The organism is Tolypothrix campylonemoides VB511288_2 (genome assembly GCF_045999855.1).
Taxonomy (GTDB): Bacteria; Cyanobacteriota; Cyanobacteriia; order Cyanobacteriales; family Nostocaceae; genus Scytonema; species Scytonema bouteillei_A.
On the sequence record NZ_JBFPMW010000001.1, the window covers coordinates 927891 to 940258 of the forward strand.

General features: G+C 41.5%; 10 protein-coding genes and 1 pseudogene. 8 read left to right on the forward strand and 3 right to left on the reverse strand.

Annotated features, from left to right (window positions below; genetic code table 11):
- The first annotated feature begins 394 nt into the window (after positions 1–394).
- Together AB0756_RS03925 and AB0756_RS03930 are read left to right on the forward strand one after the other, a co-directional pair.
- Positions 395–1108, forward strand: coding sequence for a GUN4 domain-containing protein (locus AB0756_RS03925; RefSeq protein WP_038089271.1), 714 nt, complete (start codon positions 395–397; stop codon positions 1106–1108).
- A gap of 140 nt (positions 1109–1248) precedes the next feature.
- Entirely contained in the window at positions 1249–2424 is a 1176-nt protein-coding gene (locus tag AB0756_RS03930; RefSeq protein ID WP_038089269.1) for an ABC transporter ATP-binding protein, read from the forward strand.
- Here AB0756_RS03930 and AB0756_RS03935 read toward each other — a convergent pair.
- Entirely contained in the window at positions 2410–2742 is a 333-nt protein-coding gene (locus tag AB0756_RS03935) for a hypothetical protein (RefSeq protein WP_137986546.1), read from the reverse strand. The genes AB0756_RS03930 and AB0756_RS03935 overlap by 15 nt on opposite strands.
- A 729-nt stretch (positions 2743–3471) precedes the next feature.
- On the opposite strand from AB0756_RS03935, the gene AB0756_RS03940 reads away from it, so the two are divergent.
- On the forward strand, positions 3472–3675 hold the full coding sequence (locus tag AB0756_RS03940) for a hypothetical protein (RefSeq protein WP_050046544.1): 204 nt from the start codon (positions 3472–3474) through the stop codon (positions 3673–3675).
- A 68-nt stretch (positions 3676–3743) separates the two neighbouring features.
- Positions 3744–4364 (forward strand): annotated as a pseudogene (locus tag AB0756_RS03945) (PhnD/SsuA/transferrin family substrate-binding protein); the annotation flags it as partial.
- On the opposite strand, the gene AB0756_RS03950 reads toward AB0756_RS03945, so the two are convergent.
- Positions 4331–5662 (reverse strand): tetratricopeptide repeat protein, encoded by a 1332-nt coding sequence (locus AB0756_RS03950; protein ID WP_050046545.1) that lies wholly within the window; start codon positions 5660–5662, stop codon positions 4331–4333. The pseudogene AB0756_RS03945 and the gene AB0756_RS03950 sit on opposite strands and share 34 nt — an antisense overlap.
- 341 nt (positions 5663–6003) lie before the next feature.
- Between AB0756_RS03950 and AB0756_RS03955 the strand changes: the two genes are divergently transcribed.
- From AB0756_RS03955 to AB0756_RS03965, 3 genes are all read left to right on the forward strand, one after another.
- Positions 6004–10461, forward strand: coding sequence for a response regulator (locus tag AB0756_RS03955; RefSeq protein WP_038089326.1), 4458 nt, complete (start codon positions 6004–6006; stop codon positions 10459–10461).
- A 19-nt stretch (positions 10462–10480) separates the two neighbouring features.
- A complete protein-coding gene (locus AB0756_RS03960) occupies positions 10481–10861 on the forward strand; it encodes a response regulator (protein ID WP_038089324.1) in 381 nt (126 codons plus the stop codon).
- A 250-nt stretch (positions 10862–11111) separates the two neighbouring features.
- Complete coding sequence (locus tag AB0756_RS03965; RefSeq protein WP_038089266.1) at positions 11112–11378, forward strand: hypothetical protein; 267 nt, start codon at positions 11112–11114, stop codon at positions 11376–11378.
- A gap of 150 nt (positions 11379–11528) precedes the next feature.
- Here AB0756_RS03965 and AB0756_RS03970 read toward each other — a convergent pair whose 3' ends face one another.
- The gene (locus tag AB0756_RS03970) at positions 11529–11948 is read right to left on the reverse strand and encodes a CoA-binding protein (RefSeq protein ID WP_038089263.1); all 420 of its coding nucleotides are present in this window, start codon (positions 11946–11948) and stop codon (positions 11529–11531) included.
- A gap of 206 nt (positions 11949–12154) precedes the next feature.
- On the opposite strand from AB0756_RS03970, the gene AB0756_RS03975 reads away from it, so the two are divergent.
- Positions 12155–12328 (forward strand): hypothetical protein, encoded by a 174-nt coding sequence (locus tag AB0756_RS03975; RefSeq protein ID WP_167844808.1) that lies wholly within the window; start codon positions 12155–12157, stop codon positions 12326–12328.
- The last annotated feature ends 40 nt before the right edge of the window (positions 12329–12368 follow it).

Below are 12368 nucleotides of genomic sequence, written 5' to 3' on the forward strand. Positions count from 1 at the left end.
GATTTTTTTGCGTCTTTATTTGGTAGATTTGTAAGCAACCTCCGATCTAATTCAGAGGCTTCAGCAAGACAAAACGTTTTTCGATGAGGCGCAGAGTCTTCTTTTCCCCTGTTCGTAGAGTGTTTGGCGTGCCTTGCTTGGGATTCACGAAACCGTTGCTATTTTACCGCTTATACACTTTCCACGTCTACTGTTTGAGGAGAGTTCCTTCGAGGTCAACTCCAAGGAATCATCAACTTTTAGAAATACGGAGGCGATCGCTTACAACCATACATAAAAATCTCTCTTCCTCAGATCTCAACCCCTAGCTCCCTTATTTTCATAACAGTACGCTATAAAACAAATTGATAGCTTATAGCTTGTTCACCGATCGCGTTTTACGAGTAACTACTGCATGACAGACCCAATGATTGTATCAGGCACTGCTAGTAACATCGAATCCCTCCGCCAACCCCTAGTCGCTGGGTCTCTTCAAATCCAACAGCAGGTGATTCCACAGCTTGCTAACTTGGGAGAAGGGGGATTAGATGTTCTGATGGAATTTTTATATGAACGCCGTAATAATCCTGCAACTTGGGTAGACGGGAAAGTTTACCAAGTACTTTCTAGCTCTGATTCACCCAAAGCCAAGGAATTTTTGCAAAATAATTTTCCTTCAGGAATAGTTCCCTTAAAATCAGATTCCAATATTGATTATAGTCCCATCCAAAAGCTTCTAGCAGCCCAGGATTTTCAAGCTGCCGATCGCGTGACTCTACAAAAAATGTGTGAACTGGCTGGACCCACAGCAGTACAAAGAAAATGGCTGTATTTTACAGAAGTTGAAAATTTTCCAGCTACAGACCTACAAACATTAAACACCTTATGGGTAGTTCACTCAGAAGGTAAATTTGGCTTTTCCGTTCAAAGAGAAATTTGGTTGGGCTTGGGAAAAAACTGGGATAATCTTTGGGAAAAAATTGGTTGGAAAAAAGGAAATAACTGGACTCGATATCCCAACGAATTTACCTGGAATCTCAGTGCTCCTCGAGGTCATTTACCCCTATCCAATCAACTAAGAGGTGTTAGAGCGATGGCTTCTTTACTATCTCATTCAGTATGGAGTTAATAAATGGCTAATGGCTAATGGCTAATGGTTAATAGACAATTAGCAATTAGCAGTTAGCAGTTAGCAATCAGCAATTAGCAGTTAGCAGTTAGCAATCAGCAATTAGCTATTAGCCATTAGCAATTAGCAAATCATCTAAAATGGCAACCGTTCGTCTAGAAAACATTAAGCGTAGATTTAATAACGTCACGGCTATTGAGGATATTACTCTCGATATACCTGATGGTGAGTTTTGGGTGTTGGTTGGACCATCTGGTTGTGGCAAATCTACTATTTTGCGAACTATCGCTGGTTTGGAAACAGCAACATCTGGCAAACTTTATATCGGGGAAAAGTTGGTTAACAATATTCCCGCAAGACAGCGAGATGTGGCAATGGTATTTCAAAACTACGCCCTCTATCCTCACATGACAGTGGCACAAAACATTGCTTTTGGGCTGCAAATGCGAAAAGTTGACCCGAAAATCATTCAAGAAAGAGTGAAGGTCGTAGCGCGATCGCTTTCTCTAGAACATCTTTTAGAACGCAAACCCAAGCAACTTTCAGGCGGACAGCAGCAGCGTGTTGCTTTGGGAAGAGCTATTGCTCGCGAACCACAAGTTTTTTTACTTGATGAGCCACTATCTAACCTAGATGCTCAATTGCGGGACGATACACGGGCTGAGTTGAAACAACTTCATCAAGAACTGGGAATTACGACTATTTATGTGACTCACGATCAGGTTGAAGCGATGACTTTGGCTGACAAAATAGTGGTTCTCAATCGGGGACGAATTCAACAAATTGGCGCACCAAATACTATCTACTCTCAACCAACGAACCGTATGGTGGCTACTTTCTTGGGTAGTCCTCCAATGAATATCGTACCTGCAAAATTTACAGGTAATGGCTTTGACGTTGTCGGTCAAATATTACCCTGTCCGAGTTCTGTCAAGGAAAAACTGCGTCCTGGGGTGGGACAGGGTTTTGATTTGGGAATTCGTCCGGAACATATTTCTATTGTTGAACCGCAGAGGCGTAGAGAGAAGTTGCGTTCTCAAAGCAGTGGGTTGCGGGAGTTACCCCCGTTGGAGCAAACTTCAGAAGAACACCGAGAAGAAGAGTTTGGTGAGTTAACTGTGGAGGTTAAGGTAGTGGAACCTCTGGGGCGGGAGACTTTGGTGCGAACTGGCTTTCCGGATACGTCGGTGATTTTGAATGTTCAAACTGCTACAAACGTACTTCCTCAAAGGGGCGATCGCCTTTCTTTGGAATTGAATTTGGATAAGCTATTTGTTTTTGATTCCGCAACAGGGGATAAATTATACCCTTATTGAATTTGATGGAAGTTTGTTGTGTGGTGGACTTTCTTGGTAGGAGGACAAATCAAAATCATTGGGATTTAATTCGGGTGGAAATATCTGTATTTGCATTTCATAACTTTGCGATTGATGATAAAGCGCGATCGCTTCTTCCAATTTGTAAAACATAATTGGAACCCATCTGTCATTTTTGTAAAAATAGAGAGCGACTTTATCTGTTGTGTTTTCTGCTATTGGTAGCGGACATTGCCAGGGAGACATCATTGAATAAATTAAATGTTTGAATAGTCGCACGATTCTTCGCTCGAAACTTGACGCTTGAGTTGTCAGCATGGCTTTACACTTTGGGTAGATAACTTAAAAGTTTAAGATTGTTTTAATGTTCTTGTATATTTTTTGAAATCTCTTTTTCAGATCCCATACTCTCAGCATCTGGAGTGATTTATTCAAATTTTAGAATTTAGATAGGAGTTGTAACAGTATTCATTTCTCCTTTCATACATAAATCTTTCTGCTCAGGAAAATATTGCCATCAAATTTAGATCTCACTCTTGCTTTGTAGACCAAAAGTGTTGATGTTGTCTCATTGTTGCGAAGAGCACAAGGTTATACTTCTTCCCATTGATATATAAAGTTTCTCAAAACAAGCCAATAGTTTTATTTCTTTGGGCGTAAATATTTACTCCAAATTTGTGACTTCTGTTACATAACTCAACATAAAAATCAAGACCTGCTGTGGAGTGTGTCTACTTAATCTGAAAGGTATATGCCATCCAAATGATAACGGCTATGTTTATTTAAGCCACTGCATAACCAGTATATTGTCTGGATTCTGTGGATGAAATGCCAGAATAATTATCCATACACGCAAGTACACGCAGGTTGGATTTACCCCCCCTTAATCCCAACCCTTTCAATGCGAACAAAAGAACTACTAAAATTTGCTTTCAGACTTTGCTTTTTTTGATTGACTGTGCAACAATACTTAATTACACTATACTAATCGATTTACCGTATTTTAAAAATAGAATAACCTTATTTTAGGGTAGAGGAGTCATAAAAATGACAGTATTACGCCTGAGTACCGCACTTGCGATGCGTTTTTGGTGGCATACCAAAGCATATGGAACGGTTTTAATAATTGGTTTGCTTACCTTGATAAGCGTGATTTTCTTGCAAGTTTATTGGTCTTGCCGCAGTTTGCTGCAACTTGTAGCACATCAAGAAATTGGAGACCGTGAGTGGAAGACTGTCAGTCGCAAGTAGCAAACTTACAAAAGTTAAGAGCCGTGTCATATTTAGCTCCTAACTTGTTCCATTTTTATCAAGCAGTTGTGGCTTATGCAGGTCGTGTCTTAGGTGTTGCAACTCAACTTCACCAAGGTGAATGCGATCCGCTAGACGATCCCCTGCTCGTTGAAAATCAATTAGACCTGGCATTTATCTGTGGATTACCTCTTATTAGGTATTGCCAGGTTGTACCCGATTGGTTGCAGGTGTTAGTTGCTCCTGTTATGAAAGCAACGCGCTATCAAAATTACCCAATCTACTTTTCCGATGTTATTGTCAATGCGGCTAGTGATTTGACAAAGTTTGAAGATTTAGCTCTTAAAAGTTTTGGCTACAACGATTTAGGTTCTAATAGCGGTTACAATTTGCTGTGCGATCGCTTAATTCAAACCGGGCATTCTAAAAAGTTTTTTAGGAAAGCAATACAATCGGGTTCTCACCAACGTTCCATTGAATGGGTATTAAATGGAAGAGTTGACTGTGCGGCTATTGATAGTGTGGTATTGGAGCAAGAATTGCGACAATTTCCAGAATTATCCCACCAATTGCGCGTGGTAGAGGTACTCGGACCATCTCCCATGCCACCTCTAGTGGTTGCTCAACATCTCGGTAAGTCTTTGATTGAGCAACTTCAATTTGCTTTACTCCAGCCAGATACAGAACTGCAATCTGTTATGGAAGAAGTAGGAGTTCGGCGTTTTGCTGTTGTGGAGTTGGAGGAGTATAAAGTACTTGTAGAAAACTTTTCCTCTCGTAAAAGCGAATTTCTATAAACTTGTTCAAACAAGACTCGTTGAGCATGGCTGCCACCCAGTTTATAGAGTTGTGGTACAACAGGTTTTAGTTGCGCGATCGCAGTTGACCAGTGACCGATTGCGTGGGCAACCAAACCTTTAGCAGCAGGAATAGCAATCTCAAACCAGTTTTGACGTAAGTATGGATTGACAGTTTTGGCATACCTTTCCATACTTTCCAACATTTGGGTTAACCATTCTCGACGCCCTGCTTTTGCCAGTGCATAGATATAATGCAAGTCTTGAAAGGGTAATGCGTGTTCGTAGATGCGAGGGTAAAGATAAAAACTTAACTCTTGCCACCGTTCTCCAACATCCACTCCACGCAACTCCAACCTTAACAGGATTGCGATCGCCCCTACTTGATCTTTGGGAGAGCTTTTCTGAGCGCCACCCCAAACACGAGTGTCATACAGTGAAAAAACTTTTTCTATATCGCCTCTTTCAAGGTAATAAAGCGCTATATGCCACCAATTATGGGTGTAAAGCATGGAGTTGCAGTTTTCCCAAGTATCTGCGTGCTTTTCCATCCAAGCGATCCCCTGACTCACGCGTCCTTGAGTTTCCATTACATGAGCTATAGCGTGATGCGCCCAAGGATCGTGACGATTGATTGTAGTTGCCAGACGACCCAACGCTTCTGCTTCTGCGAGTCGGTGGCACTGTTCCAATCCAAATGCCACCATACCGTACAGGTAATGATTGTCTCGATTGGCGGTGAGAACTTTTTGAGCTATTTTGAGCAGTCTCTCTTTGTCTCCTAAGTAGAAGTAGTGATACTGTCCCTGTTGAACCGAAATCAAATCGCGAGGAAACTCTTGGGTAATTTCTTCGTGTAATGCGATCGCTCTATCAATTGCTCCCGATCCCCAAGCTGCAATGGCTTGTACGTATAACTGTTCTCGTTTCGTTAGTTTTGCTACGTGTTGTTGTGCCACCTGTAAGTGAGCTATTGCTTGCTGAGTTGCTACAGCGTTTTCTTGAGAGAGGTAATGAGCAGCCGCATATGCATGAATTGTGGCACAAGTTGGATCTGCGGCAATTCCCTCTAAAAGACAAGCTTCAGCATCCTTTCCATAACCAAGGGCTTGTTCGATGAAACGATTAATAGCTGCGATCGTTTCTTGAGAATCTGTTGTCACTTCAAGTCCTCGAGCGTCTTTTAGCATTGTGAATCCCTATCACCCCTATGGTTAAACAACTGTCACCTTTATTCCATAACTGTTAATGGGTCTGTTTGCTCCGCACCCCAACTTACGGGAATTGGAGAACTGGCAGCCCCTTTCATAAAATATCACTAAACTTATCGATTTACCGTATTTTAAATCAAGTATGTCACAAACGCTCCTCAAAAGGCAAGAAAAATCTTCAAGCTTTGCAAATACCACAAGCCAACTGATGTATTATGTTACCCTTTATAAAAAGCCGGAGATATTATCCCCGGCTCGATTTAAAATTCGGAAATTGCCCGCTATTGAGCGGATACTATATATCAAGTTTTTATTCACCAATGAAAATTTTAGTAGTAGAGGATGACCAACTTGTTGCCCATGCTCTAGCTGCCGTTCTCAATAATCAGAACTATGTAGTTGAGGTTGCTTCTGATGGACAAGCAGCTTGGGATTTGATTGAGACTTTTGATTATGATTTAATACTTTTAGATGTTATTTTACCAAAAATAGATGGTATCAGCCTTTGCCGTCAGATACGGTCTAAAGGCTTGCGAATGCCGATTTTATTATTAACAGGATGCGATAGCAGTCACGAGAAAGCTATCGGGTTAGACGCAGGAGCAGATGATTATCTTGTCAAACCCTTTGATGAAGAAGAATTAGTTGCTAGGATACGAGCGCTTTTGCGTCGGGGGGGTGTAGCATCACAGCCCGTTTTAGCAAGCGGTCAGTTGCGTCTCGATCCCATAAGCTGTGAAGTTACGTATGGAGAAGAGCATCTTTCATTAACTCCTAAGGAGTATGGACTGTTAGAGCTTTTTATGCGTAATAACCGTCGCGTATTTAGCTGTGGCATGATTTTGGAACATCTTTGGTCCTATGAAGATACTCCGGGTGAAGAAGCTGTTCGCACTCATATTAAAGGTTTGCGACAGAAACTCAAAAGTGCAGGCGCACCGGGGGATTTGATAGAAACAGTTTATGGTATTGGTTATCGTCTCAGGCAGCAGGCGGAAGTCAAACAAGAAGATGAGGAGCACGACCGCAGGGCAGAAGATTCTGTATTATCTTTGCCTAAAGAAAAAACTATACAACAGCAAACTCTTCAGGGGGTTGCTGCTGTATGGAACCGATTTAAAGGACGGGTTGATGAACAAGTCGCCGTTCTCGAGCATGCTGCTGCTAGCATTTCCACTCAAAAAACTTTAAATCAAAAACTTCGGAAAGAGGCTCAAAAAGAAGCTCATACACTTGCTGGTTCCTTGGGGACTTTTGGCTTTTCTTTGGGTTCCCAAATCGCCAGAAAAATTGAGCGTATTCTGAAAGCAAATCAAGCATTGACTGTAGCTGAAAAATCTGAATTTGCCAGTTTAGTTGGGCAATTGCGTCAGGAGATAGAGCAAGATTGTCACGAGACTTGGGCTTTATCGTTACAACCCCAAATGGCTGAACATCCTTTGTTGCTTGCAATTGCAAGTAACAAAGACCAACAAACAACACAGCAGGGGACATTAGCCGAACAAATCGAACAAGAAGCTGGAAGTTGGGAATTGAGAGTCAAAATTGCTACTAGTATAGAGGCAGCAAGAAGTTGTCTCTATCGAGAAAATCCCAACGTTGTGTTGATTGACCTTGATGTTTTTCCAAATCATGAAGATAGCTTTAGTTTATTAGCAGAATTAAGCCAACGCCAACCGCCAGTACCAGCCATAGTTTTCACAGAAAAAAGTGATTTTACCAATCGCTTGCAAGTGGCTCGTAGTGGAGGGCATTTTTTACAAAAGCCCATGGCGATCGCACAAATTTTAGAAGCAGTCAAACAAGTTTTGCTAGATGTATCGCATGTAGAGGCACATATTTTAGCTGTTGATGACGATCCCAAAATAGGTGCAGTGTTGCAAAACTTACTCAGCCCTTGGGGAATTAAAGTGACTTATTTAGAAGACCCCCAAAGCTTTTGGAAAACTTTAGAAGAGGTCAAACCAGATCTACTCATACTAGATGTAGAAATTCCAGAAATTAATGGTATTGAAATTTGTAAAGTTGTCCGTAACGATCCCCACTGGAGTGAGTTACCAATACTATTTCTAACAGTTCACAATGATGCCAATATTGTCAATCAAGTCTTTTCTGTAGGTGCAGATGATTTTGTCAGCAAACCGATTGTTGGACCGGAACTTGTGACACGGATTATCAACCGTTTAGAAAGAAGAAAATTGCGGCAGAAAATTGCCGAAACGCAAGCTAGCAAACCTGTTGCTCTCAGCAATGATACATTTCAAAAAAGCTTGCAAACTCGCGTTAAACAACAAGCAACAGTGGCTCAGTTAGGTCAATCGGCTCTTTCTGGTACAGACCTTTCTAGCTTGATGAAAGAAGCAGTTGATTTAATTGTGGAAAATTTAGAAGTTGAGTACTGCAAAATATTAGAACTCCTTCCAGAAGAAAATGTAATGGTTTTGCGTGCGGGAGTGGGTTGGAATCAAGAACTTATAGAACAGACTATTATCAGCCCTGAAAATTCTATTGCTGGTTACACCCTGCTTGTTCAACAGCCCGTGATTGTTGAAGATTTGCCAACAGAAACTCGCTTTAGCAGTTCTTTTTTATTGCAAGAGCATGGAATTATTAGTGGTTTGAGCGTACCAATAACCAAACGCAATGGTTTTTATGGTGTCATAGGAGCATATGCCCGCACAAAACAAACTTTTACTCAAGATGACATTCATTTTGTACAATCTATAGCTAATGTTTTGTCTGCAGCAATTGAAAGGCAAAATTCAGAAGAAGTTTTACGAAAAGCTAAGGATGAATTGGAATTGAGAGTCGCAGAACGTACTGCTGAACTGATGCGAGCTAACGAACAACTCCAGTCAGAACTTAATGAACGTCACCGGACACAAGAAGAATTGCGAAACTCTCAAACTCGATTTTCAGGGATTGTGTCCATTGCAGATGATGCCATTATTTGTATTGATGGGAATCAACGCATAACTTTATTCAACCAGGGGGCTGAGAAAATTTTTGGTTATTCTGCTGAGGAAGCCTTGGGGCAATCCTTAGATATACTGTTGCCAAGACGGTATACTGATGTACACTCTCAATACGTTTCTGATTTTGGCAGGTCGGTGAAAGTGTCTCGCAGAATGGGCGAACGCCGCGAGATTTACGGTCGTCGCAAAGATGGTTCGGAGTTTCCTGCTGAGGCTTCTATCTCTAAGTTAATGCTTAAAGATGAGACGATATACACGGTCTACTTGCAGGATGTTAGCGATCGCAAGCAAGTAGAAAAGATGAAAAATGAGTTTGTTTCTGTAGTCAGTCATGAACTCCGCACACCCTTAACTTCCATTCATGGCTCTTTAGGAATGTTAGCCAGCAATCTCATTAAGCCAGACTCAGAACAAGGAAAACGCTTGCTACAAATTGCGGTTGACAGTACCGAACGATTGGTAAGGTTAATCAATGACGTTCTGGATATTGAGCGCATTGAATCTGGCAAAGTCAAGATGGAAAAACAAACTTGTAACGTTTCCGAATTGATAAAAGAAGCAGTCAATATCATACAGCCCCTTGCTGACAAAGCCGGAGTGACGCTATCAATTTCCAGCATCAACCAGAATGTATGGGCAGATTTAGATCGGATTGTTCAAACTTTAACTAATTTGCTCAGTAATGCCATTAAATTTTCTACTCCTGGTTCTACGGTTTGGCTAAGTGCGGAAATAACCGATGGAGGAATTTTGTCTCCCTCTTCTCTCGCCTCTCCCTCATCTCCTCAAATTTTATTTACAGTTCGGGATACGGGACGGGGTATTCCATCCGATAAACTTGACAGTATTTTTGAGCGCTTCCAGCAAGTTGATTCCTCAGATTCTCGCAATCATGAAGGAACTGGTTTGGGTTTGGCAATTTGTCGGAGCATAGTACAACAGCATAGCGGGCGTATTTGGGTGGAAAGTACCCTGGGTAAGGGTAGTTCTTTCTATTTCACTCTCCCCGTGTCTTCAAGTTCTCCAGTCTCCATATCACCGTCTCTCCATATACCGTTGGTACTTGTATGCGATGATGAAGTGGAAATTCGCAACCAAATCCAGAAGCTTTTAGAGAACGGGCGTTATCGTGTCATTACCGTCGGTTCTGGAGAAGCGGCGATCGCAGCTGCATCTACAGAACGTCCGGATGTTATTTTACTAGATTTGCTGATGCCGGGGATGAATGGTTGGGAAGTGATAGCAGCGTTAAAGGAACAACCCGAAACTCAGGACATTCCTATCGTAATTTGCAGTGTTTGCACGCCTACTAAAAAACACAAACCCAGCACGGATTTTGTTGATTGGGTGAGCAAACCATTGGAGGAAACATCGCTTTTTGAGTCTCTCAAGCAAGCACTGATGAAAACTTCCAGACGAGTATGTGTTTTGCTTGTCGAGGATGATAGCAATTTGGCAGAAGTGCTCGTGACTTTGTTAGAGCAGCATAATATTGACACCTATCTTGCAAAAACTGGGAAAGAAGCCATTCGTCTGAGCCAAGAAATTAATCCTGATTTGTTAGTTCTCGATTTGGTTCTGCCAGAGGGTGATGGGTTTACAGTTGTAGAGTGGTTGAAACAGCACAGCCGTCTCTATAAGATCCCTTTAATGGTATATTCTGCAAAAGAGCTCGATGATTCCGAGAGACAACGTCTCAATTTGGGTCATACTGAAATTTTGGAAAAAGGGCGGGTGACAGCACTAGAGTTTGAGCAAAGGGTGATGGATTTGCTTCAACGCATGACTTCTGATGAATTATGAAGGAGCGAGGATAAAAACCATGGCAACAAAGCGAATTTTGGTAGTTGACAATGAAGAATACATTCAAGAAGTTACCAAAATTTGTTTGGAAACGGTAGCTGGGTGGGACGTCGTGACAGCTGGTTCTGGGAAGGAAGGGATTAGTAAAGCTGAAGATTTCCAACCCGATGCTATCTTGCTAGATGTGATGATGCCTGATATGGATGGTCCAACAACTTTTGAGAAGTTACAAGAAAATCCGACAACAAAAGCTATTCCCGTGATATTGCTAACGGCAAAAATTCAGGCATCCGATCGCCGTCGCTACGCTCAAATGGGTATAAAAACTGCGATCGCGAAACCTTTTAATCCTTTAGAATTAGCCGGACAAATTGCTGAAGCCCTAGGTTGGTTGCTCTAGATTTTGAGAGAAGAAATACCTTGCTAAGCTCTAGGGTTTCTATCGCTCTTTTATCCCCCATTCCGCACCCCAACTGTCACAAACGGGAATTACTGAACGAAATCTCTAAAAAAAGAATAAAATTATATTAGCTCTGGACGCACAGTGTATAGCAGAACAAATGAAACAGCAATGATACTTAACTTAGCCAAAATCAAATTTACATTTAAGTTGCTAGGATTGTATCAGAATATTGCACAGTATCTGAATTATGGCAAAGCAGGAGGCTCCACTAAGTGGAGAAGCACTGATTAAGGAAGTCTGTCGGAGGATTCGGGTAGCCCGCAGCTATTGGGATGCTCATAACAACGCCGCCTGTAGGGGTGAACGCGATCGCGCTCTCGCCCTGTACAACACTCTAACCAAGGAAGAAAAAGAGCAAATTCCGCAAGTGTTGCGTGTATGGCTGCGCTATCGCAGTGAGAAATATTTTGGCGCACACCGAACACCGCCTAAATCGCCACGAAAATCAAAATAACCCCCACTAAGCAACTTATAGTGGTTGCGATCGCAAAATATAGCGTTTCCTAATCTGCTAAGGTACAGATAGATCTGCGTTCATCTGCGGTTAATTATTTCTTAGATTGCGTCAACAAAACGGGAATTGCTACATAAAGTGCCTTGCGATTTATCTAATTCCCAAACGTAAATACTCAACTTTTATACAAGAATCCATCACCACATTCAGTCCCGCATTCAATGCTTTTTGTGCTGCTACCTCATCAGCAACACCCAATTGCGCCCAAATAGTTTTAGCATTAATGTCTATTGCTTCATTAACGATTTCACTCAAGTACTCAGAACGCCGGAAGACGTTGACGATATCTACTGGCTCTGGAATTGTTTTGAGAGAAGGATAACTGGGCTGAGAGTCAATTTCTTGAACTTGTGGGTTCACGGGATAAACAGTGTAACCCACATTCCGCATAAATTGAGCAATTTGATAGCTAGTACGATATGGTTTATCTGAATGACCCACTACAGCAATGACTTTTGCATGGGTCAACACTTGATGTATGGCACTGTCATTCAATCTTAGGAGTGGCATCGTTATTATTCTTTACACTCAATTCTCAGTTTACCTCTTTATCTTCACAATTTCCTCAAATTTTTTTCTTACATTGAAATTGTAGTTCAAGTAAAGCTACCACATCTTATTCGCAGAAAAATATCTTCTCATTTTTTATCTATTTTTTTGATTTTCCTTCCTAGTGAATGACACAGACAAAAAGCTTTTCAGTGTAGGAGAGAACTATGGTAATCGCTAATAAAGTCCGCGCAATGATTCAATCAATTGCAGCAGGTACTCAACAAGTCACTCGATATATTGTTGATGCAGCTGTGAGAGTATTTGGTCCTAGAAATGACAATTATCCAGAAATAGGAGTTCATCCATTTGAAGGAGAGATAAAAAAGGATAAAGGATGAAGTATGAAAAAAATAGCAGGGCTAAGACGCTTTTAAAGCC